Consider the following 25,899-nt stretch of genomic DNA (forward strand, 5'->3'; position numbering starts at 1 on the left):
CCTCAACGCAAACCCGGTGGCGGCGATGCATCGCGACTTCAGCAAATATATCTCGACAAATGACGACAGGCTGACCTTTCGCAAATGGAGAAACAGCTATGGGCTTTTCTACGGGTTGGCTTTGCTGCTTCTGGTCAGCTTCGTAGCCGTTCAAAGCCGATCAACGGGTATGCCGCACCAGGCGACGGCGTCTGCCGCAAATACGACGGCCGCCATCGACAAGGGCCGTTTCCACTAATGTCCCGTGCGCCTTGCCGCGCTCAAAGCCCGGTGAACCCGGCCTTCACTGGATCGCTTGAACCGTCAAGTTCGCGCAAATATGTCAGCCCGCACACCGTGAGCCGATGCATGTCCCTCTCGCCGGCCTCGAACAGCGTGGTGACGTAATCCGTCACCTTGGCGCGCGCGTCGGCGCTGGCCGCAGCGGAGCGGTTCAACAACAGATCGTAGGTCATCATGATACGGTCGATGGCGGCTTCCATGAAATCCTCTTTGGCTAAACCAGTTCTGCGGCTTCAAACTTCGCGATCGCCTTGTTGGCGAGCCTGATCTTGTTGTATTCACCGCGATCGAACATCCACACGATGCTTTCGAGAAGCGCCTCGTTGGTGGCGAGGCTGTCGGGGATGACGCCGGTGCGGCGCAGATAATTCGCGGCGATGGCATAGGCATCGCCCACCACTTCGACGCTCATTACCCGCAATCCGCGCTCGATCAGCATGGCCTGTCCTCCAACTTGGGAAGATAAGCCTGCCGCAGCGCAAAAGTTCCATTTCGGGAAACCGGTTTTTGCAGCGCCGAAAAGACAAAACGCACCGGCCCGGGAAAGCCGGACCAATGCGCTGGGGGAAGTCTCTGTTGTTGTTATTGATTGGCTGCCGGTCTTTTTCAGATCGCCGGCTTGGCCGAAAGAAATCTCAGAGCCGGTAGAGGATCTGGTCGGTCCAGAACCGCTCGAGCCGGTGCAGCGACTTGTTGAGGGTCGCGAACTCCTCGTTGGAGATGCCGCCGACCTGTTCGACGGTCTTGACGTGCTTCTGGTAGAGCGCATCCACGATGCGGCGGATTTCCTGGCCCTGCGCGGTAAGGCGAATGCGGACCGAGCGGCGATCGACGCGCGAACGCTGATGGTCGAGGAAGCCGAGTTCAACCAGCTTCTTCAGATTGTAGGAAACGTTGGAGCCGAGATAATAGCCGCGGGTGCGCAGCTCGCCGGCTGTCAGTTCCTTGTCGCCGATGTTATAGAGCAGCAGCGCCTGCACCGAATTGATGTCGGCGCGGCCGCGGCGATCGAATTCGTCCTTGATGACGTCGAGCAAACGGCGATGCAGCCGTTCCACCAAAGTCAACGCTTCGAGATAGAGCGGCTGTACCGGAGTCTGACCCGGAGCGCGCTCGGCGGTTTCCACCGCCGTTGCAACGGCTTTCATCATGACACTTCCCCTGTTGTCGTTTTTATCGACTTATTCGACGAAACTTTGGTCCCGCCTGATAGCTTCAACTTAAGGGGCGCGTTTGAAGATCAGCTTAAATAAGACAATAAAGAGATCATGAATTTAAGACAGTGAATCGCGGATTAAGCCCACCGGACAAGGACTTTTCGCAACCTTTCATTGACGGTGCGCCCTCCCTGTTCACGCTTCGTTGGCGGTCGCTGTCGCATATGGGAACAGCTTCGTTCAAATTTGAAACGCCTGCGTAACAGGTGTGGCGGGACGTTAGGGTGACCGAAAAGTTACCGCGAAAATTCCAGAAATAATTTGTATAGGCTACCCCCGGCTTTTCGGAGATCGCATACATCTTTTTCCAATCGGCGGCGTGCTACCGGTCGACAGGTTGCTGGCGAACGAGAGCACCCTGGCGCGATCGCTATGGCGGTCGTTCCCGCGCCGCCATCCAGGCCAGAGCCAGATAGGCCGCCAGCATCACGGCTTCAAATCCAACCACCACCAGGCTGCCGCCGTAGATGCCCGGAAACATCAGCTCGATCACCGCCATCGACACCACGGTCGTCAGCCACACCACCGCCCCCCACGGCGTCGCCAGCCAAAGTCCGACGGCGGCGACCAGTTCGATCACGGCGAAATACACGGTGGCGGTCTGCCAGGCCATCGGCTGGTTTTCGAAGGCTTCCTCTTCGCCGCCGATGAAGCCCGTCACCTGGGCCCAGTGGTAGAGCCCCTTGGCGACGGAGACGACCGCCATGATGCGCAGGAACAGCACGAGCCTGCGGGTCCACACATTATCGTCGGATTCGATGCGTTCGGACGAAATCGCCGCCACCGACATGGCATGGTCCCGTGACGGGTCGCGCGTTGGGGTTTCGGACATCAGGGGAGTGCTGCTCATGACCTCAAGGATTAAGCCGTTGGGGACACTCATGGCCCCTCGGCGCGGCAAAATCAATCGGGCTTGCGGCAAGTTCAATTGAACTTGCGACAGGTCAAGGCCGCGGTGACGAAAGCCCCGCAAAGTGCTAGGAACGGATCGAAATCAGCCTGCCGCGCGAGGAGAGAACATCAAATGGCAATCAAATTCGGGCGTCCGATCGAAATGCGCGACGCGCCGCGCGGCAAGACCGCCCTCTCCGCCCCCAGCCTCGACCTGGTGGTCCGGCCGCGCCGCAACCGCAAGGCGGAGTGGGCGCGCCGCCTGGTGCGCGAAAACGTTCTCACCACCGACGACCTGATCTGGCCGCTGTTCGTGGCCGATGGCCACAACAAGCGCAGCGCCGTCGCCTCGATGCCCGGCGTGGAACGGCTTTCGGTCGACCAGGCGGTGCGCGATGCCGAGCGCGCGGTGAAACTCAACATCCCCTGCATCGCGCTGTTTCCCTATACCGAGCCGGGCTTGCGCGACGAGCTCGGCTCCGAGGCGGTCAACCCCAACAATCTCGTGTGCAAATCGGTGCGCGCCATCAAGCAGGAATTTCCCGGCCTGGGCGTGCTCTGCGATGTGGCGCTCGATCCCTTCACCAGCCACGGCCATGACGGGCTGATCGAGGACGGCAGGATCCTCAACGACGAGACGGTGGCGGTACTGGTGCGGCAGGCCCTGGTGCAGGCGGAAGCCGGCTGCGACATCATCGCGCCGTCGGACATGATGGACGGCCGCGTCGGCGCGATCCGCGAAGGGCTGGACGCCGCCGGATTTCTCGACGTCCAGATCATGGCCTATGCCGCGAAATATGCCTCCGCCTTCTACGGCCCGTTCCGTGACGCCGTCGGCTCGGCCAAGACGCTGAGCGGCGACAAGCGCACCTACCAGATGGACAGCGCCAATTCCGACGAGGCGCTGCGCGAGGTCGAACTCGACATCGCCGAGGGCGCCGACATGGTGATGGTGAAGCCGGGCATGCCCTATCTCGACATCGTGCGGCGGGTCAAAGACACCTTTGGGATGCCGACCTTCGCCTATCAGGTGTCCGGCGAGTACGCGATGATCATGGCCGCCAGCGGCAATGGCTGGATCGACGGCGAGCGGGCGATGATGGAAAGCCTGCTGGCGTTCAAGCGCGCCGGCGCCGACGGGGTTCTTACCTATTTTGCGCCGCAGGCGGCGGAGAAGCTGAAGGCGGAATCCTAGCTGGACTGCTTGCGTTCGGGCTAGCCGGCGAGTGCGCTCACATAGGCGCGCGCTTCTTCCGCAAGCGCCAGCCATTCGCGCGCGCTGTTCGGCCCGACCGTCACCCACTCCTTCTTGGCGCGACCGGCGCCGGTTGAAAACCGCGTGCCCTTTTTCGACTTCACCAGGACATCGACGCGGGCTTCAGGCAATTTCAGAAGCAGCCGGCCCTTGGTCAGGGAGGCAAAGATCTTGCCGTTGACCTTCAGCGCGTTCGAACCAAAGCCCTTCGACCGGCCGGCGTCGGATTTGCCGGCGTAGCGGGCGGCGACCGCGCGGTAAAAGTCCTCAGCGGAGGCGTTGGCTTGTTTCGGCATGCACCGGGCCCCTGAGGTTTGCCGGGATCTCGATTGTTCTCGAACAATACCGCCAAGCCCGATGACGGCAACGCGCATCCTTTCGGCCAAACCATGCGGCCCAGGCGCCCCGGCCGCGGAATCGCCGGAATATTGCTGCCTGTTAATGATCCCGGGACTTGCGGCATGGCGGCGGGTTCCCATGTCCTGCGCAGGGCACCCTTCTTGGAGGACGGACCATGTCAGACAGCGGTTCTGGAAATACCGGCGGCGGCTACTACGGCGGCGGGACAAATTTTCAGGCGCATGCCTTCGATCCGCTGTCGCAGCCCGAACTGTTTCGCGGCGTGCTGACGCGGCGGGTGTTCGCGTTCCTGATCGACCTCGTGGTGCTGTCGGTCCCCGTGATCGTGGGCTACCTGTTTATCGCCGTGTTCGGGCTGATCACGCTGGGGCTCGGCTGGGCCCTGTTCTGGCTGGCATGGCCGGCCTCGATCATCTGGGCCATCCTTTACTACGGCGCCTCGATTGGCGGGCCCTATTCGGCGACGCTCGGCATGCGCGTGATGGATCTGGAACTGCGTACCTGGTACGGGGCGCCCGGTTATTTTGTTCTGGGCGCCACGCATGCGGTGCTGTTCTGGATTTCGATATCGTTTCTGTCGCCGCTGGTGCTGCTGGTCGGGCTGTTTAACGGCCGGCGGCGCCTGCTGCACGACATCGTGCTGGGAACCGTTGTCATCAACAGCTCGGTCCGCAACCCGGTGGCGCAGCCGGCGCGAACATTTTGACCCCACGGCCATGCCAGCAAACGGTTTGCAAACCAATTGACCGTTAGCCTCCATGGCGCGATGCTGGCTTGGCTTTGCCCTTTCGGAGACTGACGACATCCCGTGACCCAGCACTCGCGTGACACCCCGCAATTCTACCTGACGGCGCCCTCGCCCTGCCCGTATTTGCCGGGCCGCCACGAGCGCAAGGTGTTCACGCATCTGGTGGGCGAAAAGGCCGGCGACCTCAACGACCTCCTGACCCATGGCGGCTTCCGGCGAAGCCAGTCGATTGCCTATCGGCCGGCCTGCGACCAGTGCCGTGCCTGTGTCTCCATTCGCGTGATCGCCAACGAGTTCCGGCCGTCGCGCGGCTTTCGGAAGGTGCTGGCCCGCAATGCCGACATCATCGGCGAGCAGCGCAGCGCGGTGCCGACCTCGGAGCAATATTCGGTATTTCGTGCCTATCTCGACCAGCGGCACCGCCACGGCGGCATGGCCGACATGACCGTGCTCGATTACGCGATGATGGTGGAGGACAGCCACGTCGAAACCCGCATCATCGAATACCGCCGCCGCGGCACCGACAGCGGCATCACCGGGCGCGGCAATGGTCTGGTGGCGGTTGCGCTGACCGACGTGCTCAGCGACGGCCTGTCGATGGTGTATTCGTTCTTCGAACCGTCGGAGGAAGGCCGTTCGCTCGGCACCTTCATGATCCTCGACCACATCACCCGCGCCCGCAGGCTGGGACTGCCCTATGTCTATCTCGGCTACTGGATCGAAGGCTCGAAGAAGATGGACTACAAGGGCCGCTTCCTGCCGCAGCAGCGCCTCGCGCCTTCCGGCTGGCTGCGGATCGACGCGTCAGGCGAAGTGACGAGCGAGCCGCAGGATTGACTCAGGCCGTCATACCCCGCGCATGCGGGTATCCAGTACGCTGCGGCTTCTCGATTTATCACCACCGTCTCTGGAATACTGGGTCGCCCGGTCAAGCCGGGCGATGATACCGGTTTGTATTGCTGCATCCCGCAACCCTCACCCCCTCACATAATCCCACACCAGTTTCGCGTTCAGCGCGATGATCACAACCGCCGTCACCGTCGCCAGCACGGTCAGCCAGCGCGGCGCCACGAACGCTCCCATCTTGCGGCGGCTTGCGGTGAACGCCACCAGCGGCACCACCGCGAACGGCAGTTGCAGGCTGAGTACCACCTGGCTCAGGATCAAGAGCTGACCCGTCGCCTTCTCGCCGGCCCAGATCGTCACCACCGCCGCCGGCACGATCGCGATGCCCCGCGTCACCAGCCGCCGCAGCCATGGCGCGATGCGCAAATTGAGAAACCCCTCCATCACGATCTGACCCGATAGCGTCGCGGTGATGGTCGAGTTCAGCCCGCAGCATAGCAGCGCGATCGCAAACAGCGTCGGCGCCAGGGTCGAGCCGAGCAATGGCGCCAGGAACGCATGGGCCTGGTCGAGCTCGGCGACATCGATCCTGCCGACCCGATGAAACGTCGCCGCCGCCAGGATCAGGATCGAAGCGTTGATGGTCAAGGCCAGGCAGAGCGCGATGGCGGAATCGATGTTCGCCAGATTGATCGCCTCGCGCTTGTCCTCGATCGTATCGCCATAGCCGCGGGTCTGCACCAGCCCGGAATGCAGATAGAGATTATGCGGCATCACGGTGGCGCCGAGAATCCCGAGCGCCAGATACAGCATCTCGCGGTTGGCCAGAATGTCCGACGTCGGCGCAAACCCCCGGAGCACCGCGCCCCAGTCCGGATCGGCCATCGCAATCTGCACGGCAAAACACGCCGCGATCACGCCCAGCATCGCCACGACGAACGCCTCGATCCAGCGAAAGCCGAACGCCTGCAGTGCGAGGATCAGGAATACGTCGGCCGCGGTGATGATGACGCCGATCTCGAGCGGAATATGAAACAGCAGGTTGAGGCCGATCGCGGTGCCGATCACCTCGGCCAGATCGGTCGCGGTGATGGCGACCTCCGCCGACAGCCACAGAGGCAACGACACCCAGCGCGGAAAGGCATCCCGGCAGGCCTGGGCGAGGTCGCGTCCGGCGCCGACGCCGAGCCGCGTGCACAGCGACTGCAGCACGATCGCCATCACATTGGACAACAGCGCGATGAACAACAGCGCGTAGCCGAATTTGGACCCGCCGGCGAGGGAGGTCGCCCAGTTGCCGGGATCCATATAGCCAACGGCGACCAGATAGCCCGGGCCGAGAAACGCCAGCAGCTTGCGCCAGAACGGCCCCTGCTTCGCTGTCCTGACCGACGCGAACATGCCCGCCAGGGACGGCACCCCCCGTTCCCCGCGCCAGCCGGAGGCTTCCACGGGGGCACCAGTAGCCCCCTTGGGAAGGGAATCGGGGCCCAAATCAGAGGATCGTGCGTCCATTTCGTCAGGATGGCCGATATTTTCTTTTATTGCAACTCATTTGCAACTGCATCTAGGAAGCCTGCCCCGGAACCCGAGCATACCGCCAATTAACGAAAAATTAGCCATGGCTAATCCTTGATGGGGCGCGGTGCGCCACTGACTCGCCGTCGCGATCCGTGTGCAACGGAGACCGCGTCCAGGTGCCTGAAGGCGCGTGGCGATGCGGGCTTGGAGGTGTCGCCATGAATTCTCACCAGCTCGGCCTCAGGCCGGCATCGGCGACGGTATCATCGTGCAAGATTTGTCAGGGCCCCGCAGAACTTTACGGCGTCGTCGATCTGCATCGCCCCTGTGAAATTCCCGGCGGCATCCGCCCTCCCCTGTCAGGGGTGCCGGTCTATTACCGCCGCTGCTCGGCGTGCGGCTTTCTCTTCACCGATGCGTTCGATGACTGGAGCGAGGATCAGTTCAAGACCCACATCTACAACGATGACTACCACCTGTTCGATCCGGAATACAAAACCGTGCGGCCGAACTCCAATGCAGGCATGGTCGCCAACCTCTGGGCCGGCCACAAGGCCCAAATGCGGGTGCTGGATTACGGCGGCGGCAACGACGTGTTCTGTTCAGCGCTTCGCGCCAGCGGTTTTATGGAGGCCGTGACCTACGATCCGATGGTGCCGGAACATGCCTGCCCGCCAAACGGGAAATTCGATCTGGTGACGTGCTTCGAGACGATGGAACACCTGCCCGACCCTCTCGCCGGCATTGCCCGGATCGCCGATTATGTCGCCGAGCCCGGCGCGGTGTTTTATTCGACGCTCACGCAGCCCGCGGACTTCGACAATCACGGCCTGTCGTGGTGGTATGTCGGGCCGCGCAACGGCCATGTCTCGATCTTCACCAAGTACGCGCTGAACCTGGCCTGGGCCCGCCACGGGTTCAAGACCGCCGCGCTTAGCGACGGCATGCATCTGGCGTTTCGTACGTTGCCGGAGGCTTGGGGCCTGGCGCTATAGCAGGGGAACCTCGGCGTCTCCAGATCATGATCCGATCAGGTTGAATCGGATCACGATCTTATCTCTTTGTTTGAGCACGATCTCCGCGCAAACGCTTTCGCGTTTGTCGCGAGGGAAAACCGGTTCCCACTTTTCCGGATCATGCTCCAGCTGATCGGAAAGCGGGTGGCTTCCGTGCTCGCGCGGCGCGAGTGTAACGGTCAAATCGACAATTCAGGAATTTGTCATGACCGCCACCGAAACTCTGCATTTGCCGCCGACCTTCAACCGGCTCGCCTGGTCCAATCTCGCCGCCCAATCGGCCGAACAGGTCGCGCTCGCCGCAGCTCCGATCGTCGCGGTGCTGATGCTTGGCGTCGGCGAAGGCCAGACCGGCCTGTTGCAGACCGCGCTGACGCTGCCGTTCATCCTGTTCGCCATTCCCGCCGGCCTGCTCGCCGACCGCATCTCGCGGCGCTGGTTGATGGCGGGCGCCGAAGCCCTGCGCGCCATCGCGCTGCTCGCAATCCTGCTGCTGATTGGTCTCGACCGGCTGACGCTTCCGCTGCTCGCTTTCGCAGGCTTCGTCGCTGTGTGCGGAACGGTGGTCTACAGCGTGGCGGCGCCGGCGCTGGTGCCCTCGCTGGTGACGCCGCAGCTCTTGCCCACCGCCAACGCGCGGATCGAACTGGCGCGCACCGTCGCGTTTGCCTCCGGACCGGCGCTCGGCGGCGTTCTGGTGGGATGGCTGGGCGCGGCACCAGCGTTTGGATTTGCCGCGGCACTCTCGGTGATGGCCGTGGTGCTGTTATCCGGGATTTACGAGCCGGCCCGCGCCCCCGTGCCACGGCGCCATCCGCTGCAGGAAATCCGGGAAGGCGCGGTCTTCGTCCTGCATCATTCGTTGCTGCGGCCGGTGTTCGTCACGCAGTTCATCTTCAACACCGGGTCGTTCCTGTTGCTGGCCGTGTTCGTGCCCTATGCGGTGCGCCGTCTCGGACTGACGGCGACAGGCGTCGGCACGACCCTTGCGATGTACGGCGTCGGCATGGTGGTCGGCGCGCTGCTGGCGACGCGGATCATGCGGCGGTTCGCCTTCGGCACCGTGATCGGGCTTGGACCGGTCACCGGCTTCGTCGCGGCCGGCGTGATGGCGCTGACGACACTCATTCCTTCGCCTGCGCTGGCGGGCCTGAGCTTCTTCCTGCTCGGGGTCGGCCCGATCCTGTGGGTGATCTCCACCACGACGCTGCGGCAATCGGTGACGCCGCCGCGGCTGTTGGGCCGGGTGTCCGCGATCAACATCATGAGCTACGGCGCGCGGCCGGTCGGCGCCGCCCTCGGCGCGGTTGTCGGCGGCTTGTACGGCGCGGAAGCATGCCTCTATCTCGCCGTCGCGATCTTCGCGGCACAGGCCCTGGTGATCCTGATGTCGCCGGCGGTCTCGCTGCCACGGCAGCCGGACATGGTGGGCGACGCGGCGACGGCGTCGCGGGCCTGCTGAGGAACACACAGGTTTCCGTTCATCATGGCCAGGCACAGCCGTCCGAAGGACGGCGTCGCTTCCGCTTGCCTATGCCCGACCATCGACGTCTTTTGGACTCGACGCCATGCGCAAAAGCGATTTAGCCGCTCGATGAATCAAATCCACTCAAATCCAGACATCGTTCGCGGCCGTGCGATCTCCGCCCTGATGGCCGGTATTGAGCACACCCCGCGGTTCGATCAGCAATAATTTGACCTCGTGTTCGGCATAGGGCTTGTGTTCGACACCTTTCGGGACGACGAACATTTCGCCGGCCGACAGCTGCACCGCGCCGTCGCGAAAATCGATCCTAAGAACTCCCTCCAGCACGATGAATGCCTCGTCGGTATCCTCATGATCGTGCCAAATGAAGTCGCCCCGCAGCTTCACGATCTTGAACTGGTAGTCGTTCATCTCGGCAATGACCTTCGGCTGCCACTGCTCGTCGAACAATCCGAACTTTTTGCCGAAGTTGATCGCCTGGTAGTTCATGCCGCTTCTCCACCGAATGATGGTGTGATTATGCCGCCCGCAACGACCGCCGTAGAGTCAACTTTCGGCGATTCATGTCGCCAGATAATTTGCGTAGCCACCGGCCGTGGCCTCATCGGCGGCGATGTCGGGATCGAGGGTGTAAAGATCCTGCGCGCGGCCGATGCCGCGCAGCGCAAACCGGCCGGTGGAGACCAGATAACCGCGCCCGGCTGCGTCGAGGCCAGTGCAAAAGGCTGATGAGACCAGGAGTTCGCGATCGACCGAGCGGCACATCGAGGCGATGCGGCTGACCTCATTGACCGCCGGCCCCACCACCGTGAAATCGAGCCGGTCCTCGCTGCCGATATTGCCGTAAAACACCTCGCCGACATGCAGCCCGACATAGGCCGACGTCGTTTGTCGGTCCTCCTCGGCGCGGCGGGCGTTGAGCGAGGTCACGTTGTGCCGGAAACGATGCTCGGCCCGCAGCGCCGCGCGTCTGGCGGCCGCGAGGTCCTCGCCAGTGAACATCGCCAGCACGCCGTCGCCGATCAGCTTGAGCACGTCGCCGCCGGCTTCATGGATGGCATCGATCGCGGCTTGCGCGTAATCGTTGAGAAATGGGATGATTTCGTCGGGCGTGACGCTTTCGCTGATCGCGGTTGACCCCCGCAGGTCGGAAAACCACAGCACGGAATTGATCCGCTCGGTGACGCCGCGCGATATCCGCCCGCGCAAGACCTGCTCGGAGGCGTCGCGCCCGAGATAGACCCGGCCCAGCGTTCGCGCGATATCCACCTGGGCCGCCGACTTGATCGCCAGCCCCAGCACCGGCACCAGATCGCGCAGCGCCGACAGGCCCTGCGCGCCAAAACCGTCAGCGCGCCGGGTCACCCAATAGGAATAGACGCAGTCCATCTGGCCGATGGTGCCGGCTTCGCCGAACCGATGCACAAAGGCCACGAAATGCCGGTGGCCCTTTTCCGCCAGCTCGGAAACCATCGAGAAGTCGAGCGAGGCACAGTCGGCGAGATCGATCCGCAGCTCGTCATGGCCGTGTTCGAGCATGTGGAAGAAGGTGGAGCGTCGCCAGTTTTTCGCCGCATCGCCCTCGCCGGTCGGACCGTATTCGAACGTGTCGCTCTCGTTGGTTTCGGTATCGTTCCAGCGGAATCCGCGCCCCTCAAAAATCGGGTGCAGGGTGTCGATGAAAACCAGGCCGCGCGACAGCTCGAGGCCGGACGCCCGGCAGCGCTCGCAAAAGCCGCGGATCAGGTCGTTTTCCGGCAAACCGGTGAGCCCCTGGCTGACCAGCCAGTTCACCAGATCGAGGCGCGGCTTAAGTTCCATACGATATTATGCCGCGCTATCGCGCCCGGCGAAAGCCTGGCCGCAATGCTCAGGGTTTCTTCCGCGCAACGGCCTCGCCATCCTCCTTCACGAAATGCGGCGCCAAGACTTTTAACGGCCGTGCCGCTTACTTAGTGAATAAGTCACGATTTTTCCGCAACGACCACAAGGCCCGGCACGGGCACGCCTCTCTCGTGACGGGCCGAGTGCAGTTCAAGCTGTAACACCACAAGACCGACTGCCTCGATCGACGCGCGCACATAAGAGGCACTATGAGCGTAGCGCCTGCCCTCGCCCATAATAAAGCCGTCGCCGTCGTGCCTTTCCAAGGTGACAGCCAAAAGGCCGCCGGAAGCCAGAACACGGCTCGCTTCCTTCAGAACCGGAAAGAGATCGGCGACATAGATCATCGCGTCGGCGGAGAGGACGAGGTCTACGCCGCAGTCAGGCGTTGTGCGCAGACCCTCCAGCATATCGGTCACTTTAAGCTCGGCGTAGAGACCCCTGGCGCGTGCCTTTTCGATCATACCCGGCGAAAGGTCGATGCCGACGAATTGATCGACCATTTCAGCAAAGGCGATCGCCACCAGTCCTGTACCGCAACCGAGATCGATCGCGTGTTTGAAATTGGCCGGCTTCTGATGCGCTTGGCACGCGGACAGCACCGCCTCGAACAACACAGAGGGTCCGCGATATCCAAGAGCCTCCACCAGCACGGAGTCGAATGTAGCTGCATATTGATCGAACAGCACACGCACATAGGCGGGTGGCATTTCCGACAATTCGTCAGCACCCAGCCGCATCAATTCGACGCTCGCACCGAGCGGATCGGAAGGATCTATTTCACGCGCTCGGCGTAGGGCCTTGATCGCGCCGTCACGATCCCCGAGTTGCTCGTGCACTTTTCCAAGCAACCGCCAGACAGACGCACGGTCCGGCGCCAACTCGGAGGCCCGCCGATAGATAGCCGCGGCCTCTGCAGCCCTACCGAGATTGCGCAGGCAATCACCTTTGACACAGAGAACTTCAACCTGATCCGGGGAAATGGCCAGCGAAAGATCGCACTTGGCGAGCGCCTCCTCATACCGGCGTAATTCGAGCAAGACGCCGCCGCTCAGAGCTGCTGCCTCCGCATTGTCGGGATCGAGCGTAAAAGCATGCTCATAGGTTAGCAACCCTTCGTCGTATCGCCGCTGTATTCGCAGAAGGTTTCCCAATCTGATCCAGCCCACGGCCAGATTCGGAGCCAGCTTGATCGCGAGGTCGAAGCTTTTTCTGGCCTCATCCAACTTGTTCTGGTGTTGAAGCAGATCCCCGAGATGCAAGAAATATTCGTGATTATTCGGATTGCATCTGATCGCCGAGGCGATCAGATCGACGGCCAAATCCAGCCTGTTGGTCTCCCCGTGGACCAAACCAAGAAGATGGAGCGAATTCGCGTGCCTCGGATCAAGCGCTAATGCCTGCCGACAGCGGTCTTCGGCCGGTCCATATCGTTTGGACAAAAAGTGGCGCGAGGCTGCGTCGTACAGATCGGTCAGCGAGCGCTTTGTTCTGCTCTGCTCATCGGTTTTGGCACGAGGCCGAGGCCGGCTCATTGCATACGTCCTTTGGAATTGAGATCGACCAACGTATCGTTGCCTGGACGACGCGAATCAATTCAATGATAAGCCCAACTCCTAACGAAGAGATAGCTGACAATATCTGAAGCTCTGCCCAGAGGCAGAGGCGGCGCCGGCGTGGATTCCACGCGACCTCATGCAATCCGACCGACGAAGGCCATGGCTCTCAAGGCGTGCTCCACCTCAAGGCGTCGCTCGCGCGACGACCTCGCCATCCTCCTTCACGAAACTTTCCGCGGGATGATCGAGCAGATCGAGCACCTTCTCCGACGGCCGGCACAATCTTGTCCCCTTCGCCGTCACCACGATCGGCCGGTTGATCAGGATCGGATGCGCCAGCATGAAATCGATCAACTCGTCGTCGCTCCATTTGGGATCGGCAAGCCCCAACTCCGCATAGGGCGTACCCTTCTCCCGCAGCAGCGCGCGAACGGAAATTCCCATCGCCTTGATCAGTTCGATCAGCCGCGCGCGATCCGGCGGGTTTTTCAGATACTCGATCACCTCTGGCTCTTCGCCGCTCTGGCGGATCATCGCCAGCGTGTTGCGCGAGGTGCCGCAAGCGGGGTTATGATAGATCGTCACGCTCATGTCGGCGCTTCCTTGTTGACGGCAACGGCGGCCCCGCTACCGGCCTCATACCAGCCGCGCGACGCCTTCACCAGATAGACCACCGAGAGCATCACGGGCACCTCGACCAGCACCCCGACCACGGTGGCCAGCGCCGCCCCGGAATTGAGGCCGAACAGGCTGATGGCGGCTGCGACCGCGAGTTCGAAAAAGTTGCTGGCGCCGATCAACGCCGCCGGCGCGGCCACGCACCAGGCCACGCCGAAGCGCCGGCTCAGCCAATAGGCAAGTCCCGCATTGAGATAGACCTGGATCAGGATCGGCACCGCCAGCAGCACGATCACCAGCGGCTGGGCGATGATCTGCTCGCCTTGAAAACCAAACAGCATCACCAGCGTCGTCAGCAGCGCGACCAGCGAAACCGGCTGCAGCACATGCAGCGTTCGTGGCAGCGCTATCGGCCCGGCATTGATCAAGGCACGCCGCCATAGCTGCGCGACGATGACGGGCACCACGATATAAAGCACCACCGAGATCAGCAGCGTTGCCCAGGGCACGGTGATCGAGGCGACGCCGAGCAGCAGGCCGACCAGCGGCGCAAACGCAAACACCATGATCACGTCGTTGAGCGCGACCTGGCTCAAGGTGTAATGCGGCTCGCCCTCGCACAGGTTGGACCACACGAACACCATGGCCGTGCAGGGTGCCGCCGCCAGCAGAATAAGGCCGGCGATATAGGACGGAATTTGCGCCGATGGCAGCCACGGCGCGAACAGGTGGCCGATGAACAGCGAGCCCAGCAAGGCCATCGAGAACGGCTTTACCGCCCAGTTGATGAACAGCGTGACGCCGACGCCGCGCCAGTGCTCGCGGACCTGGCCGAGCGCGCCGAAGTCGATCTTCAGCAGCATCGGAATGATCATCAGCCAGACCAGCCCGGCCACCGGCAGATTGACCCGGGCGATTTCCGCGCTGGCAATCGCGGCGAACAGCCCGGGCAAGAGATGCCCGAGCGCGACGCCCGCCACGATACAGAGCGCCACCCAGAGCGAGAGATACCGTTCGAACAGGTTCATGGCGGTTACGCCACGTCCGGGCGCGACACGCTGGCGCCCTCGCCGCGGCCGATATCGCGCAGCCGCGTCCCCAGTGACAGTCGATCGATGCTGCCGAGCGGCAAGCTCGTGAAGACGGCTATTCTGTTCTTGAGGTAGCGCAGCGCCGCCACGAACGCGGCCTCCTTCTGAATATCCGTGCCCTCGACTTCGGCCGGATCTTCAATGCCCCAATGCGCCGTCATCGGCTGGCCGGGCCACACCGGGCATGACTCGCCGGCGGCGTTGTCGCAAACCGTGAAAACGAAATCCATCACCGGCGCATCGGGGCCTGCGAATTCCTCCCAACTCTTCGAGCGCAGATCTGCCGTTGGATAATCGAGGCTCTTGAGCACCTTGATCGCAAGCGGGTTCACCTTCCCCTTCGGCTGGCTGCCTGCGGAAAACGCGCGGAAATGGCCGCGGCCATGCTTGCGCAGGATCGCTTCCGCCAGAATCGAGCGTGCGCTGTTGCCGGTGCACAGGAACAGAACGTTGAAGATGCGCGCAGGGGCTGTCTCAGACATGGGTTGGGGCCTTCCTCTTCGGCTTCGGCTGACAACAGGGCGTGAGGTCCTCGATCAGCGGCGCGCAGATTTCAGGCCGGCCGTCGCAACAATCCCGGAGCAGGAACAGCATGACGGCCTGAAGGTGGGCGAGATCGGCGCGATAGACGATCGAGCGGCCAAAGCGCTGCGCCGAAACCAGTCCGGCGCGCGACAGGATCGAAAGATGCGACGACATGGTGTTTTGCGGCACCGCCAGCGCCCGCGCGACGTCGCCGGCCGCAAGCCCCTCCGGCTCGTGTTTCACCAATAGCCGGAACACGTCCAGCCGGGTCGATTGCGCCAGCGCGGCCAGCGCCAGGATGGCATTTTCGGATTCCATATATCCAGAGTTATGGATATGATTCCCTCTGTCAAGCCCGCCGGCCGGTTTTCAGGCGGCCGAACCTGATCCAGAAGGAGAAACAGCAATATGGCATGGACCCTTGCCAACCTGGTCATCCAGATCATTGCCGGCCTGATCGGCGCCCATATCGCCGCCGCAGCGGCCCATGAGCATCGATTCGGCTTTTGGGGCCACAGTCTGGTGGGCCTGGCTGGTGGCGGGTTGAGCGGGCTGCTTCTGCAAACCTATGCCGTCACGGTGGTAACGGGCAGCGGCAGTTTGAACGTACCCACGACCGCCGAGGTATTCACGATCGAATCGTTGACGGGTGCCGTCGCAGGCGGCATCGCGATGCTCGCTGTCGGATTGACCATCAGCGAGAGAGCCAAAGGCAATTGATTGGCGTACTCCCTCGGCGCGGCTAAAGTCTCGCGCCGCGCGACCCATAGCGCGGAGCGGGAAACTGCATGGGCGATGCAATCACTGAAATCGCAGGGATCGAGATTCCCTCTACCAATCCGGTGTTCCTGACCGTCGTCGGCGTTCATATCCTGCTCGGACTCGCCTGCGTGATCAGCGGCGCGATTGCGATGCTGAGTGAGAAACGTGCCGGCCGCCATCCCCGCAGCGGCACGATCTATTTCTGGTGTTTGGCCGCTGTGTTCCTGACCACGACCAGCCTCGTCGCGGTGCGCTGGGCGCACGACTACCATTTGTTTGTCCTTGGTGCGTTGTCGTTTTCCGCGGCCTGTTTGGGCCGACAGGCCAGACGGCAGCGCTGGCGCCATTGGCCCAGGCTGCACATCACTGGAATGGGCGCATCCTACGTTCTGCTTCTGATTGCGTTCTACGTGGACAATGGCAAGAGCCTGCCGCTCTGGAAGCAGCTTCCTCCGATGGCGTATTGGCTGCTGCCGCTGGTCGTCGGGATTCCCCTGATCGTCCGCGCGCTATTATGGCATCCACTGGTACGTCAGCCGGACCGATCTACCGGCCAGCTTCCTCATATTTCTGTTATTCTAGAATTATCAATTGACAGAATTGCCGGGACGTGAAAATCTTGCCGTCATGAAACTGGATGACGCCGCCGCACATCTCGAAGCGCTGGGCAATCCCACCCGGCTCAAAATCTACCGCACGCTGATTCGCGCGGGCGCCGCCGGGCTGCCCGTCGGCCGCCTGCAGGACAAACTGAAAATCGCGCCCTCGACGCTGTCCCATCACATCAAGGCGTTGGTGGTGGTGGGCCTTGTCACACAGATCCGCGATGCAACCACGCTCGTGTGTCACGCCAACTACGCGGTGATGCAGGGGCTGGTGGATTTCCTGGTTGCCGAGTGCTGCGCGGACGCCGAAGGCAAGGACAGCAAGACCGCGGCGTAGTTTTCTCGCGCCCCTCATTTCGATGATTCTAGTTTCATAGGAGGATGCCATGAACGAAGCCAAGACGGTGGCAATCATCGGCGCCGGCCCGGTCGGTCTGGCCGCCGCCGCGCATGTTCTTGAGCGGGGCCTTCGGCCGATCGTGCTGGAGGCCGGCGACGGCGCCGGGCATGCGGTGCGCAAATGGGGGCACGTCCAGCTGTTCTCGCCCTGGGAATACAACATCGACCGCGCGGCATCTCGCCTGCTGGCGCCAACCGGCTGGAATTCTCCCGAACCCGACCAGTACCCGACCGGCGCCGAGTTGCTCGAGCGTTATCTTGAACCGCTCGCCAACAAGACCACTCTGGCGAGCCACATTCGCACTTCCAGCCGCGTCACCGATATCAGCCGCGTCGGCTTCGACAAGCTCAAGACCAAAGGCCGCGAAGCCGCGCCGTTCGAAATTAGCTACCAGAACGGGCAAGGCCCAAGAGTTTTGCGGGCAGATGCCGTCATCGACGCTTCCGGCACCTGGCATTCGCCCAATCCGGCCGGCGCCAACGGTCTCCGCGCCATCGGCGAGCAACAGGCCGCGGCCAAGATCGCTTACGGCATGCCGGATGTGCTGGGCAAAGACCGCGCGCGCTATGCCGGCAAATCGGTCGCCGTGCTCGGCGCGGGACATTCGGCGATCGGAACGCTCACCGATCTCGCGCGGCTCGCCCAACAGGCGCCGCAAACCAGGCCGATCTGGCTGCTGCGGGGCGACGATCCGGCAAAGGCCTTCGGCGGCGGCGCCAACGACAAGCTCGCCGCCCGTGGCGAGCTTGGCGCCGCATTCGCCGCGCTGGTTGCCGCCGGTCAAATAAAGCTGGAAAGCGGATTTCGCGTCACGCATGTGACCGCCGACGGCCCTCGCCTCATCGTCGGCGCCGGCGCGGCCTGCTGCGGTCGTCACGTCACCGTCGACAAACTCATTGTCGCGACGGGTTTCCGGCCGGATCTGGATTTCGTGCGCGAACTTCGCATCGCGCTGGATCCCGCGATCGAATGCCCGGTGGCGCTGGCGCCGCTGATCGATCCGAACGAACACAGTTGCGGCACGGTGCGGCCCCACGGCGCGCGGGAATTGGCGCAGGCCGAACCCGGTTTCTATTTCGCCGGCATGAAATCCTACGGACGCGCGCCGACCTTCCTGATGATCACCGGATACGAACAGGTTCGCTCGATTGCCGCCGACATCGCCGGCGATCGCAATGCGGCGGAACGCGTCGAACTGGTGCTGCCGGAAACCGGCATTTGCAACCGATCGGCCGCGCCCGATGCGAATAATTGCTGTGGTGGACCGGCATTATCGGATGTTGACGCCTGCAGCGTTGACGATGCAAATGCCGGGCAGCAAGGCAAGACAGGGTGCGGATGCGGATGACGCCGGCAAGGGATTTTGATGGCGCCTGAGGCAACCGCTCGCCAGCTTCCGATCATCCTGGCGCTCGGCACCACGCAGACGCTGGCGTGGGCCTCGAGCTATTATCTGCCGGCGATCCTCGCCGATCCCATTGCGCGCGACCTCGGCGTCTCCTCGAACTGGATCTTCGCCGCGTTCTCAGGCTCGCTGGTGATCTCGGCGGTGCTCGGCCCGCGCGTCGGCCGGCAGATCGATCTGTTTGGCGGCCGGCCGGTACTGTCGATGTCCAATCTGACGCTGGCCGCCGGACTGGGGCTGCTTGGTGTTACCACCTCGATCCCGGTGCTGATCGCCGCCTGGCTGTTGCTCGGCATCGGCATGGGATTTGGCCTCTACGACGCCGCGTTCGGCGCGCTGGGGCGGATCTATGGCGACACCGCGCGCCGGGCCATCACCGGCATCACGCTGATCGCGGGGTTCGCCAGCACGGTCGGGTGGCCGCTGACCGCGTGGGGGCTGGAGGCGATCGGGTGGCGCAACACCTGCTTTGCCTGGGCGCTGGCCCATATCCTGATCGGCCTGCCGATCAATTTCTTCATGTTGCCGGCGGTGAAGGGCGCCAGGGCGGCCGCAGCCGTTTCGATCAAACCGCACATCCCGATCGATCGAACCATGATCCTGCTCGCCTTTGCCTTCGCCGCGGCCTGGAGCGTCACCGGCGCGATGGCGGCGCACCTGCCGCGCATTCTTGAAGCCGCGGGCGCGACGACCTTGCAGGCGGTATCGGCCGGCGCGCTGATCGGCCCGGCGCAGGTGGCGGCCCGCATCGTGGAAGCGAGTTTTCTCAGCCGCTATCACCCGCTGGTGTCGACCCGGCTTGCCTGCCTGACGCATCCCATTGGCGCCGCCATCGTCGCGCTGGCGGGCGGAGCGGCAGCAAGCGCATTCGCCATCTTCCACGGCGCCGGCAACGGCATCCTGACGATCGCGCGCGGCACGCTGCCGCTGGCGATCTTCGGTCCGCAGAATTACGGCTATCGCCTCGGCCTTGTCGGCGCGCCGGCGCGGATGGCACAGGCCGCCGCGCCGCTGGCATTCGGTCTGTTGATCGACGTGATGGGGAGCCGCATCCTGATCGTCTCCTCCGCGCTCAGCCTTTCCGCGCTGCTGGCGCTCTGCCTGCTGCGGCAGCAACCGACACCGCCGTGAACACGAAGACCGGGCGGCACGATGCGGCCTCGCCCGATTGACACTCCTCCTCCAACCACTTGCCTCTTCCCATCGCGCACCATTTCGAGCAATACCGCCGCATGGAAAACCAGACCGGCCCTGCCGCCACGATCCGAAGTTTTGCGCGCTGGGCGACCACGCCGCCGCAAGCCTATGCGGCCTATTTCATCGCACTCGTGCTGGTGGCCGGGCTGTCGTTCTACGTCGGCACGTTGCGGCCCAAGAAGCCGATCGGCCTCGGTCCCCCGCCCGTCACCGTGCCTCGGAATTGAGGTATCGAAACTATACGGCGCGGATTTCATGATCGTGATCGAGGCCATCGCGGCGAAGTGATCGCTCTCCCGCCGTTGCGCAGAGCAACCGCTTTGCCTTACGCTCGCGGCGGACATGCGAAGCGAGCATCGCAATCATGCGTCTCCTCTTGATCCTCTCGACCTTCGTGTCCGGTCTGCTGGCGGGCGGAAATATCGACCGCGCGTTCGTAGCCATGCCGGCGTGGCAGCAGATCGGCGCTACCTCATGGGCCGAATTTAGCCGGCATGCCGATCTCGGCAACGGCCTCATCCTGTATCCGGCCGAAGCCTTTGGCGGGGCGCTGCTGACGCTGGCCGCGGCGATCATGTTTCATTTCGATCGAAGCGTCCCACGCGCGGCTGTGTTTCCACTCTATGCCGCTGTCCTGTTCGCGGCAGGCGGCTTGGTCTTGACGGTGAAGGCAGCACCCATAATGCTTGGCATTCGAGCCTTGGGCGATCCAGCTACTCTGCAGCGGGCGTTCGAGGGATTCTGGTATTGGGGCAATCTGCGCGCCGTGAACCAGGTGATGGCTTTCGTCGCCCAACTCGCGGCGTTGACAATTCTCTTGCGCCGCAGCAAGCCTGCGCGCCGCTGATCCCCATGGCATTCTGTGCGGCCGGCTCGCTCAGTCGTAGAACTCAGGCGACATTTTGAGGGTGTCGCGCTGCGCCCGGTCGTGGTTGATCCACAGCTGCGCCTTATCCTTCGTCAGCGTGTCCGAGATCTTCTGCATCGAGGCCAGCGTCTGTTCCTTGCTGAAATTGTTGGTCGGCACGCCGCGGTTGTCCCAGTTGCTCTTGAAGTGGACGGCATCGCCGGTCAGCACCACCTCGCCGGTCCTGGGCAGCTTCACCAGCAGCGACTGGTGACCCGGCGTGTGGCCGGGCGTCGAGATAATGACGATGCTGCCGTCGCCGAACACGTCGCGATCGCCTTCGAGCTTGGTCACGGGATGCTCCGGCTTGAACCGGGGCGCGTTGTTGGCGCCGGGCCATTCATACTCGGCCTTCTGCACATAGAGCATGGTGGTCGGGAACATCTCGATATTGCCGATATGGTCAGGATGGGTATGCGAGACCGCCATCGCCTTGACGTCAGATGGCTTGACCCCAAGCTGCTCGAGCTGCGCGGCCAGGGTTTTCGGGCGGTGCCAGGTGACGGCCTTCGGGTCGGCGGGCGCCAGGCCATTGGGCATCGCCGCGACCGAGTCCATCACGCCGGTGTCCCACAGGAACCAGCCCTGGGCATGCTTGATGAGATAGCAATTGTCGACGAAGTCCATCGATTTGCCTTCGTTGAGCCCGGGCGACCATCGCGAAATATCGCCGGCGACGCCCTCGCCGCAATTGAGGATGTAAAGCTTCTCGACGCCCGGTTTTTCCGATTGCGCCTGGGCGACATCGACCAGCGCAACCGACAAGAGCGCGGCCACCAAACCAACTGCTCGATACATTCTGTTCCTCCCCGGACGTCCGCGTTTCGGCGTATTGGATACCACCTTATCGCGTCCGCAGCCTTGCAAACAATGGTGAATGCGAAACCGTTGAGCCCCCGGATTGGGGGCATGCCGGCTGCGGCCGTCAGGCATGATTTCCAGGTCGAGCCACGAAAACGGACTTCGTCATCCCGGGGTACGAAGGAATTCCCGCGACGCGATGCGCTGGAATGCGCCCCTACTCTACCCCGCGCCCGAACTTGTTCGACTTCGGCAAACCATGCGCCAGCCGGCCGGCATCGGCCCGGTTGCCGCGCCAGTCGGACAGTTCCTTCCAGGTCAGGCTCTGGTCGCGCCCCGCTGAATCCTTCCAGGTCAGGCCGCTTTTGGAATCGAAGGTGGTGACGTCGGACAATCCCGCGCTGGTGTATTTCTGCAAGCGCACGCCGCGACCGCGCGCCATTTCCGGCACCTGATCGATCGGGAAGATCACCATCTTGTGGTTGGTGCCGATCACGGCGACCATATCGCCCGCGACGGTCGTGACCACACGGGCCTCGTTCGGCATCTCGACGTTCAGCACCTGCTTGCCCTTGCGGGTATTGCCGACGCAGTCGTCCTCGTTGACGATAAATCCCTGGCCCTCATGGCTCGCGATCAGGAACTTGCGGCCGCCCTTGTTGACGAACAGCGACACGATCGCCGCGTCCTGTTCCATGTCGATGAACATCCGGATCGGCTCGCCATGGCCGCGCCCACCCGGCAGTTTTGCGACATCGAGCGAGTAGAATTTTCCGTTGGTGGCGAACACCAGGAGTTTCGAAGTGCTCTCGGCGAAGAACGCATGGTCGAGCTTGTCGTCGGTCTTGAAGGCAAGGCCGGACAGATCGGCGACGTGGCCCTTCAGCGTGCGCGCCCAGCCCTTTTCGGAAATCACCACCGTGACCGGCTCGCGCTCGACGAAAGCCTCCTCGATGGCGGCGAGATCGTGCTCGGGCGCGTCGGCGAATTGGGTGCGGCGCTTGCCGAGCGGCGTCTTCGGCCCGAACAGGTCGCGGACCTTGCGCACCTGCTCGCCGACCTTCGACCATTGCTCGGATTCGGAACCGAGAATGCCCTTGATGCCTTTGAGTTCGGCCCGAAGATTCTTGTCTTCGGTGCGGATCTCGAATTCCTCGAGCTTGCGCAACGAGCGCAGGCGCATGTTGAGGATGGCGTCGGCCTGGATTTCCGTCAGCTTGAACGCCTTGATCAGGGCCGGCTTCGGCTCATCCTCGGTGCGGATGATCTTGATCACCTTGTCGATGTTGAGATAGGCGATCAGATAGCCGCCGAGCACCTCGAGCCGGTGCTCGATCTGCTCCTTGCGGTAGTTGGAGCGGCGCAGCAGCACGTCGCGCAGATGGTCGAGCCACTCTCTCAGGCATTCGGCCAAGCCGAGCACCTTCGGGATGCGGCCCTTGACCAGCACGTTGAGATTCAACGGAATCCGGCTTTCCAGCTCGGTCAGCCGGAACAGCGATTCCATCAGCAGTTCCGGATCGACCGCGCGCGACTTCGGTTCGATCACAAGGCGGATGTCTTCGGCCGATTCATCGCGGACGTCGCCGACCAGCGGCAGCTTCTTTTCATTGAGCAGTTCGGCGATCTTTTCCACCAGCCGGGATTTCTGCACCAACCATGGAATTTCGGTGATGACGACGACCCAGCTGCCGCGGGCGCCCTCTTCCTGCACCCATCTGGCGCGGGTACGGAACGAGCCGCGCCCGGTCATATAGGCTTCGGCGATGCTCTCCTTGGAATCGACGATGATGCCGCCGGTCGGGAAATCCGGGCCCTTCACCCACTTCAGCAGCGTCTTCGACTTCGCCTCGGGCTTGTCGATCAGATGCAGCGCGGCGTCGCAGAGTTCGGCGGCGTTGTGCGGCGGGATCGAGGTTGCCATGCCGACCGCGATGCCCTGCGCGCCGTTGGCGAGCAGGTTCGGAAAGCCGCCGGGCAGCACGATCGGCTCTTTCGACTGGCCGTCATAATTGGCGCGGAATTCGACGCCGTCCTCGTCGATGCCTTCGAGCAGAAGCCGCGCGACCTCGGTCATGCGCGCTTCGGTGTAGCGGTAGGCGGCGGGGTTATCGCCGTCGATATTGCCGAAATTGCCCTGGCCGTCGACCAGCGGATAGCGCGAGGAAAAATCCTGGGCGAGGCGCACCAGCGCGTCGTAGATCGACTGATCGCCATGCGGATGGAACGAGCCCATCACGTCGCCGACGATCTTGGCGGATTTCTTGAACGGCGTGCCGGGGTCGAGCCGCAACAGCCGCATGCCGTAGAGGATGCGCCGGTGCACCGGCTTCAGCCCGTCGCGGGCATCAGGCAGCGCGCGGTGCATGATGGTCGAGAGCGCGTAGGCGAGGTAGCGCTCTTCAAGCGCATCGCGCAGTCCGACCTCGTGGATTTCGGCCGGCTCTGGCGGAATCAGTGTCTTTCCCATGGTCTATAGTGCTTTCAATGACTTAGGCCGGGCTTTCCAGTACGGTTTTCCAGTGAGGTTCAGCGTCCGTTCGCGGTTTATCTGCGTCGGTCGCTACCAGTCAACGCCTCAGACCAGTTATCCGACCGCAAGGACAGTCGCGCGCAGACTTAGCTTTTTGACCGCGCCGGGTGATTGCGTGCCCTGCCCGCACTTCAATAGCGGCATAAGCCTATGCCGGATGCCCGCAGCAAATCGCAGCCATCTTGGGTCACAAGGACAAAAGGCAAACCTAGCGCTATTGCGAACAGGCCAAGCAGATCAAGCTGGCCGAGACGGCGATGGAAAAGCGCGAAGCCTATGACGATCGCTAACAGATCGGCAACAACGCGCAGCGGGTGACAGAGAAGCGGAAACGGGTTGCCTGATGCCCTGCTCAACGCACCACGGGCCGTCCGAAAGCCCTTCCAAAAACCCTCCAATTGGCGGGTTTTCTTGCACCAAAAAGTTTTCCAGTATTTCAGAAGTGCCGATGTTATGCGGGTTTTTGGGATACGAAAGTTTTCCAGTCGCTGCCGTAAGTGGTTGATTTATCAAGCATGCTCTGGGTTCAGTCGCTTTCCCATGGAGACGGGTTAAACTTTTGGGGTGAATCAGGCAAGCCGCGAATCGGGTGATCGGGCGTTTGGGCAGCGCCAGGGCTGGGCCATGGCCCTGTCAATGGTATTGATGAAACTCTCTCAATAGTTGTGAGAACGACAGGATGCTGATGCGGCGTCGCAATTGCTGCTTCGGCCGAAAGTCAACGTGGAATGACCATCATGCACTTAGAGTTAGGGAAGAGCGACAAGGGGGACATTGCGGGGTCGACCGGGAGTCTTCGTGCTTTGCTCGTCACAGCGACTAGTCTTGCGGTCGCGCCTTTGGTCGTGAACGGCTTGGCCCGTTTTGCGTACGCACTTCTTCTCCCAGCCATGCAGGCCGATCTGCGCTGGTCGTATTCGCAAGCTGGCGCCATGAACACGGCCAATGCCGCGGGATATTTGATCGGCGCTCTGCTGACGGCGCGCATCAGTGCGCACCTGGGCGAGCGGCAACTCTTTGCGATCGGTGTGTTCGGCACAGCAGCATCGCTGTTCGCCTGCGGCCTGACCGACGGTATGGGCGCTCTGTTGCTTCTTCGCTTCACAGCTGGGCTTTTCGGGGCACCGGCCTTCGTAAGCGGCGCAGCGATCGCGGCCAGGGAGGCCTCGGGAATGTCGCGGGAGCGTCAGTCGCTGCTGATCGGGATTTATTTTGGGGGCGCAGGACTCGGGATCGCATTATCGAGCGCGATTGTTCCAATCGTCCTTTCAGACGGTCCTCAGGGATGGCGTGTGGGCTGGGAAATGCTGGGAACGGCCTCGGCGCTTGCAGCGCTTCTTGCGCTACCAGCCGTTCGCGGGCGGGGTAAGTTCGCCGAATCAGGGGAGCAGCACCGGCAGGCCGACGAGCAGGGACCGCCGCTGATCTGGATTTCGATCTCATATCTTCTCTTCGGGGCGGGCTACATCGCTTACATGACGTTCATCGTAGCCTACCTCCGAGGAGAGGGATTTGGCGGCGATGTCATTTCGGCGTTCTGGACACTGCTCGGCCTCAGCTGCCTTGCAGCGGGATTTGGTTGGGAACGGTTGTTGGCCCGTTTGCGCGGGGGCCGGCAATTGGCTGTGGTGCTCTCGATGTGCGCGGTGGGCGCCGCGGCTCCTGTGATGATCGGAGGGCTACTTCCTGTCTTCGTGTCCGCCGTCCTGTTCGGTGCATCGTTGACGGCTGGACCCGCGGCAGTCACGGCTTTCGTGCGCCGAGCGCGTGCTCCGCGACTGTGGACGGCGAACATCGGGCGTCTGACGGTCTTGTTCGGTATCGGGCAATGTGCCGGTCCGCTGATGGCCGGAATTGCCGCTGATGGCCGAACAGGGATTCGGTTTCCGCTACAAGCGGTTGAGCGAGACGGACTGAATGCAGGCGGGCATCCCTTTCTTGCACGTTCGCAGCAGAAGGTTTCGAAAACAGTTACTAGTCTAGACCCTCC

At 62.7% G+C, this 25,899-nt stretch carries 30 protein-coding genes; 14 read left to right on the plus strand and 16 right to left on the minus strand.

All coding sequences use genetic code 11. From position 1 onward, the window contains the following. Positions 1 to 16: 16 nt before the first annotated feature. Positions 17 to 238 (plus strand): hypothetical protein, encoded by a 222-nt coding sequence (locus tag E8A46_RS07170; RefSeq protein WP_291559096.1) that lies wholly within the window; start codon positions 17 to 19, stop codon positions 236 to 238. Between the two features lie 22 nt (positions 239 to 260). Here E8A46_RS07170 and E8A46_RS07175 read toward each other — a convergent pair whose 3' ends face one another. The 4 genes from E8A46_RS07175 to E8A46_RS07190 all read right to left on the minus strand — a co-directional run bounded on the left by E8A46_RS07175 (position 261) and on the right by E8A46_RS07190 (position 2,331). After that, positions 261 to 482, minus strand: coding sequence for a hypothetical protein (locus E8A46_RS07175; RefSeq protein ID WP_291559097.1), 222 nt, complete (start codon positions 480 to 482; stop codon positions 261 to 263). Positions 483 to 496: 14 nt separating this feature from the next. After that, positions 497 to 721, minus strand: a complete 225-nt coding sequence (locus E8A46_RS07180; protein ID WP_291559098.1) for a hypothetical protein — start codon at positions 719 to 721, stop codon at positions 497 to 499. A gap of 196 nt (positions 722 to 917) precedes the next feature. Continuing rightward, the gene (locus E8A46_RS07185; RefSeq protein WP_291559099.1) at positions 918 to 1,433 is read right to left on the minus strand and encodes a MarR family winged helix-turn-helix transcriptional regulator; all 516 of its coding nucleotides are present in this window, start codon (positions 1,431 to 1,433) and stop codon (positions 918 to 920) included. A gap of 436 nt (positions 1,434 to 1,869) precedes the next feature. Then, positions 1,870 to 2,331 carry a DUF6163 family protein gene (locus tag E8A46_RS07190; RefSeq protein ID WP_291559125.1) on the minus strand — a complete coding sequence of 154 codons (462 nt, stop codon included), beginning with the start codon at positions 2,329 to 2,331 and terminating at the stop codon, positions 1,870 to 1,872. A gap of 192 nt (positions 2,332 to 2,523) precedes the next feature. On the opposite strand from E8A46_RS07190, the gene hemB reads away from it, so the two are divergent. Further along, entirely contained in the window at positions 2,524 to 3,585 is a 1,062-nt protein-coding gene (gene hemB / locus E8A46_RS07195; RefSeq protein WP_291559100.1) for a porphobilinogen synthase, read from the plus strand. Between the two features lie 20 nt (positions 3,586 to 3,605). Here hemB and E8A46_RS07200 read toward each other — a convergent pair whose 3' ends face one another. Continuing rightward, on the minus strand, positions 3,606 to 3,941 hold the full coding sequence (locus E8A46_RS07200; RefSeq protein ID WP_291559101.1) for a hypothetical protein: 336 nt from the start codon (positions 3,939 to 3,941) through the stop codon (positions 3,606 to 3,608). Between the two features lie 218 nt (positions 3,942 to 4,159). Between E8A46_RS07200 and E8A46_RS07205 the strand changes: the two genes are divergently transcribed. Together E8A46_RS07205 and E8A46_RS07210 are read left to right on the plus strand one after the other, a co-directional pair. After that, positions 4,160 to 4,711: an RDD family protein gene (locus E8A46_RS07205; protein ID WP_291559102.1), complete on the plus strand. Its 552-nt coding sequence runs from the start codon at positions 4,160 to 4,162 to the stop codon at positions 4,709 to 4,711. A gap of 102 nt (positions 4,712 to 4,813) precedes the next feature. Continuing rightward, on the plus strand, positions 4,814 to 5,590 hold the full coding sequence (locus E8A46_RS07210) for an arginyltransferase (RefSeq protein ID WP_291559103.1): 777 nt from the start codon (positions 4,814 to 4,816) through the stop codon (positions 5,588 to 5,590). 138 nt (positions 5,591 to 5,728) lie between these two features. Here the strand turns inward: E8A46_RS07210 and E8A46_RS07215 are convergent, their stop codons facing one another. Beyond that, the gene (locus E8A46_RS07215; RefSeq protein ID WP_291559104.1) at positions 5,729 to 7,114 is read right to left on the minus strand and encodes an Nramp family divalent metal transporter; all 1,386 of its coding nucleotides are present in this window, start codon (positions 7,112 to 7,114) and stop codon (positions 5,729 to 5,731) included. A gap of 224 nt (positions 7,115 to 7,338) precedes the next feature. Between E8A46_RS07215 and E8A46_RS07220 the strand changes: the two genes are divergently transcribed. Beyond that, positions 7,339 to 8,115, plus strand: coding sequence for a class I SAM-dependent methyltransferase (locus E8A46_RS07220; protein ID WP_291559105.1), 777 nt, complete (start codon positions 7,339 to 7,341; stop codon positions 8,113 to 8,115). A 226-nt stretch (positions 8,116 to 8,341) separates the two neighbouring features. Then, positions 8,342 to 9,598 carry an MFS transporter gene (locus E8A46_RS07225; RefSeq protein ID WP_291559106.1) on the plus strand — a complete coding sequence of 419 codons (1,257 nt, stop codon included), beginning with the start codon at positions 8,342 to 8,344 and terminating at the stop codon, positions 9,596 to 9,598. 147 nt (positions 9,599 to 9,745) lie between these two features. On the opposite strand, the gene E8A46_RS07230 is transcribed toward E8A46_RS07225, so the two are convergent. The 7 genes from E8A46_RS07230 to E8A46_RS07260 form a co-directional block, all read right to left on the minus strand. After that, positions 9,746 to 10,111: a cupin domain-containing protein gene (locus E8A46_RS07230; RefSeq protein WP_291559107.1), complete on the minus strand. Its 366-nt coding sequence runs from the start codon at positions 10,109 to 10,111 to the stop codon at positions 9,746 to 9,748. A gap of 72 nt (positions 10,112 to 10,183) precedes the next feature. After that, positions 10,184 to 11,443, minus strand: coding sequence for an adenylate/guanylate cyclase domain-containing protein (locus E8A46_RS07235; protein WP_291559108.1), 1,260 nt, complete (start codon positions 11,441 to 11,443; stop codon positions 10,184 to 10,186). A gap of 143 nt (positions 11,444 to 11,586) precedes the next feature. Then, positions 11,587 to 13,041: a tetratricopeptide repeat protein gene (locus E8A46_RS07240; protein WP_291559109.1), complete on the minus strand. Its 1,455-nt coding sequence runs from the start codon at positions 13,039 to 13,041 to the stop codon at positions 11,587 to 11,589. Between the two features lie 207 nt (positions 13,042 to 13,248). Beyond that, complete coding sequence (arsC, locus tag E8A46_RS07245) at positions 13,249 to 13,656, minus strand: arsenate reductase (glutaredoxin) (RefSeq protein WP_291559110.1); 408 nt, start codon at positions 13,654 to 13,656, stop codon at positions 13,249 to 13,251. Further along, positions 13,653 to 14,711, minus strand: a complete 1,059-nt coding sequence (arsB, locus tag E8A46_RS07250; RefSeq protein WP_291559111.1) for an ACR3 family arsenite efflux transporter — start codon at positions 14,709 to 14,711, stop codon at positions 13,653 to 13,655. The genes arsC and arsB overlap by 4 nt, the downstream gene beginning before the upstream one ends. 5 nt (positions 14,712 to 14,716) lie before the next feature. After that, positions 14,717 to 15,256, minus strand: coding sequence for an arsenate reductase ArsC (locus tag E8A46_RS07255; RefSeq protein WP_291559112.1), 540 nt, complete (start codon positions 15,254 to 15,256; stop codon positions 14,717 to 14,719). After that, positions 15,249 to 15,617, minus strand: a complete 369-nt coding sequence (locus tag E8A46_RS07260) for a metalloregulator ArsR/SmtB family transcription factor (protein WP_291559113.1) — start codon at positions 15,615 to 15,617, stop codon at positions 15,249 to 15,251. Before E8A46_RS07260 ends, E8A46_RS07255 begins: the two co-directional genes overlap by 8 nt. 90 nt (positions 15,618 to 15,707) lie before the next feature. Between E8A46_RS07260 and E8A46_RS07265 the strand changes: the two genes are divergently transcribed. From E8A46_RS07265 to E8A46_RS07295, 7 genes are all read left to right on the plus strand, one after another. Further along, on the plus strand, positions 15,708 to 16,019 hold the full coding sequence (locus E8A46_RS07265) for a hypothetical protein (protein ID WP_291559114.1): 312 nt from the start codon (positions 15,708 to 15,710) through the stop codon (positions 16,017 to 16,019). Positions 16,020 to 16,087: 68 nt separating this feature from the next. Beyond that, entirely contained in the window at positions 16,088 to 16,675 is a 588-nt protein-coding gene (locus E8A46_RS07270) for a hypothetical protein (RefSeq protein ID WP_291559115.1), read from the plus strand. Between the two features lie 13 nt (positions 16,676 to 16,688). Beyond that, positions 16,689 to 17,003 carry a metalloregulator ArsR/SmtB family transcription factor gene (locus tag E8A46_RS07275; protein WP_291559116.1) on the plus strand — a complete coding sequence of 105 codons (315 nt, stop codon included), beginning with the start codon at positions 16,689 to 16,691 and terminating at the stop codon, positions 17,001 to 17,003. Positions 17,004 to 17,052: 49 nt separating this feature from the next. Further along, the gene (locus E8A46_RS07280) at positions 17,053 to 18,414 is read left to right on the plus strand and encodes an NAD(P)-binding domain-containing protein (protein ID WP_291559117.1); all 1,362 of its coding nucleotides are present in this window, start codon (positions 17,053 to 17,055) and stop codon (positions 18,412 to 18,414) included. A gap of 18 nt (positions 18,415 to 18,432) precedes the next feature. Next, positions 18,433 to 19,602 carry an MFS transporter gene (locus tag E8A46_RS07285; RefSeq protein ID WP_291559118.1) on the plus strand — a complete coding sequence of 390 codons (1,170 nt, stop codon included), beginning with the start codon at positions 18,433 to 18,435 and terminating at the stop codon, positions 19,600 to 19,602. A 59-nt stretch (positions 19,603 to 19,661) separates the two neighbouring features. After that, positions 19,662 to 19,895, plus strand: a complete 234-nt coding sequence (locus E8A46_RS07290; RefSeq protein ID WP_363251271.1) for a hypothetical protein — start codon at positions 19,662 to 19,664, stop codon at positions 19,893 to 19,895. Between the two features lie 137 nt (positions 19,896 to 20,032). Next, the gene (locus tag E8A46_RS07295) at positions 20,033 to 20,515 is read left to right on the plus strand and encodes a hypothetical protein (RefSeq protein WP_291559119.1); all 483 of its coding nucleotides are present in this window, start codon (positions 20,033 to 20,035) and stop codon (positions 20,513 to 20,515) included. 30 nt (positions 20,516 to 20,545) lie between these two features. Here E8A46_RS07295 and E8A46_RS07300 read toward each other — a convergent pair whose 3' ends face one another. The 3 genes from E8A46_RS07300 to E8A46_RS07310 all read right to left on the minus strand — a co-directional run bounded on the left by E8A46_RS07300 (position 20,546) and on the right by E8A46_RS07310 (position 24,265). Continuing rightward, positions 20,546 to 21,373 carry an N-acyl homoserine lactonase family protein gene (locus E8A46_RS07300; protein WP_291559120.1) on the minus strand — a complete coding sequence of 276 codons (828 nt, stop codon included), beginning with the start codon at positions 21,371 to 21,373 and terminating at the stop codon, positions 20,546 to 20,548. 220 nt (positions 21,374 to 21,593) lie between these two features. Continuing rightward, positions 21,594 to 23,846: a DNA topoisomerase IV subunit A gene (gene parC, locus E8A46_RS07305; protein ID WP_291559121.1), complete on the minus strand. Its 2,253-nt coding sequence runs from the start codon at positions 23,844 to 23,846 to the stop codon at positions 21,594 to 21,596. Between the two features lie 194 nt (positions 23,847 to 24,040). Then, positions 24,041 to 24,265 carry a hypothetical protein gene (locus tag E8A46_RS07310; RefSeq protein WP_291559122.1) on the minus strand — a complete coding sequence of 75 codons (225 nt, stop codon included), beginning with the start codon at positions 24,263 to 24,265 and terminating at the stop codon, positions 24,041 to 24,043. Between the two features lie 534 nt (positions 24,266 to 24,799). On the opposite strand from E8A46_RS07310, the gene E8A46_RS07315 reads away from it, so the two are divergent. After that, on the plus strand, positions 24,800 to 25,899 hold a 1,100-nt coding region (locus tag E8A46_RS07315), incomplete at its 3' end, for a YbfB/YjiJ family MFS transporter (RefSeq protein ID WP_291559123.1).

It is taken from the genome of Bradyrhizobium sp., assembly GCF_004799445.1.
In the GTDB taxonomy this organism is placed as follows: Bacteria; Pseudomonadota; Alphaproteobacteria; order Rhizobiales; family Xanthobacteraceae; genus Bradyrhizobium.

Excerpts from the sequence above, each read along its gene's own strand:
- E8A46_RS07180 (WP_291559098.1), bottom strand. The coding sequence starts at position 721 with ATGCTGATCGAGCGCGGATTGCGGGTAATGAGCGTCGAAGTGGTGGGC.
- E8A46_RS07280 (WP_291559117.1), top strand. The coding sequence starts at position 17,053 with ATGAACGAAGCCAAGACGGTGGCAATCATCGGCGCCGGCCCGGTCGGT.
- E8A46_RS07175 (WP_291559097.1), bottom strand. The coding sequence starts at position 482 with ATGGAAGCCGCCATCGACCGTATCATGATGACCTACGATCTGTTGTTG.
- E8A46_RS07270 (WP_291559115.1), top strand. The coding sequence starts at position 16,088 with ATGGGCGATGCAATCACTGAAATCGCAGGGATCGAGATTCCCTCTACC.
- E8A46_RS07200 (WP_291559101.1), bottom strand. The coding sequence starts at position 3,941 with ATGCCGAAACAAGCCAACGCCTCCGCTGAGGACTTTTACCGCGCGGTC.
- E8A46_RS07240 (WP_291559109.1), bottom strand. The coding sequence starts at position 13,041 with ATGAGCCGGCCTCGGCCTCGTGCCAAAACCGATGAGCAGAGCAGAACA.
- E8A46_RS07260 (WP_291559113.1), bottom strand. The coding sequence starts at position 15,617 with ATGGAATCCGAAAATGCCATCCTGGCGCTGGCCGCGCTGGCGCAATCG.
- E8A46_RS07255 (WP_291559112.1), bottom strand. The coding sequence starts at position 15,256 with ATGTCTGAGACAGCCCCTGCGCGCATCTTCAACGTTCTGTTCCTGTGC.
- parC (WP_291559121.1), bottom strand. The coding sequence starts at position 23,846 with ATGGGAAAGACACTGATTCCGCCAGAGCCGGCCGAAATCCACGAGGTC.
- E8A46_RS07205 (WP_291559102.1), top strand. The coding sequence starts at position 4,160 with ATGTCAGACAGCGGTTCTGGAAATACCGGCGGCGGCTACTACGGCGGC.
- E8A46_RS07220 (WP_291559105.1), top strand. The coding sequence starts at position 7,339 with ATGAATTCTCACCAGCTCGGCCTCAGGCCGGCATCGGCGACGGTATCA.
- hemB (WP_291559100.1), top strand. The coding sequence starts at position 2,524 with ATGGCAATCAAATTCGGGCGTCCGATCGAAATGCGCGACGCGCCGCGC.
- E8A46_RS07285 (WP_291559118.1), top strand. The coding sequence starts at position 18,433 with ATGGCGCCTGAGGCAACCGCTCGCCAGCTTCCGATCATCCTGGCGCTC.
- E8A46_RS07275 (WP_291559116.1), top strand. The coding sequence starts at position 16,689 with ATGAAACTGGATGACGCCGCCGCACATCTCGAAGCGCTGGGCAATCCC.
- E8A46_RS07300 (WP_291559120.1), bottom strand. The coding sequence starts at position 21,373 with ATGTATCGAGCAGTTGGTTTGGTGGCCGCGCTCTTGTCGGTTGCGCTG.
- E8A46_RS07295 (WP_291559119.1), top strand. The coding sequence starts at position 20,033 with ATGCGTCTCCTCTTGATCCTCTCGACCTTCGTGTCCGGTCTGCTGGCG.
- E8A46_RS07185 (WP_291559099.1), bottom strand. The coding sequence starts at position 1,433 with ATGATGAAAGCCGTTGCAACGGCGGTGGAAACCGCCGAGCGCGCTCCG.
- E8A46_RS07235 (WP_291559108.1), bottom strand. The coding sequence starts at position 11,443 with ATGGAACTTAAGCCGCGCCTCGATCTGGTGAACTGGCTGGTCAGCCAG.
- arsC (WP_291559110.1), bottom strand. The coding sequence starts at position 13,656 with ATGAGCGTGACGATCTATCATAACCCCGCTTGCGGCACCTCGCGCAAC.
- E8A46_RS07265 (WP_291559114.1), top strand. The coding sequence starts at position 15,708 with ATGGCATGGACCCTTGCCAACCTGGTCATCCAGATCATTGCCGGCCTG.
- E8A46_RS07190 (WP_291559125.1), bottom strand. The coding sequence starts at position 2,331 with ATGTCCGAAACCCCAACGCGCGACCCGTCACGGGACCATGCCATGTCG.
- arsB (WP_291559111.1), bottom strand. The coding sequence starts at position 14,711 with ATGAACCTGTTCGAACGGTATCTCTCGCTCTGGGTGGCGCTCTGTATC.
- E8A46_RS07230 (WP_291559107.1), bottom strand. The coding sequence starts at position 10,111 with ATGAACTACCAGGCGATCAACTTCGGCAAAAAGTTCGGATTGTTCGAC.
- E8A46_RS07215 (WP_291559104.1), bottom strand. The coding sequence starts at position 7,114 with ATGGACGCACGATCCTCTGATTTGGGCCCCGATTCCCTTCCCAAGGGG.
- E8A46_RS07225 (WP_291559106.1), top strand. The coding sequence starts at position 8,342 with ATGACCGCCACCGAAACTCTGCATTTGCCGCCGACCTTCAACCGGCTC.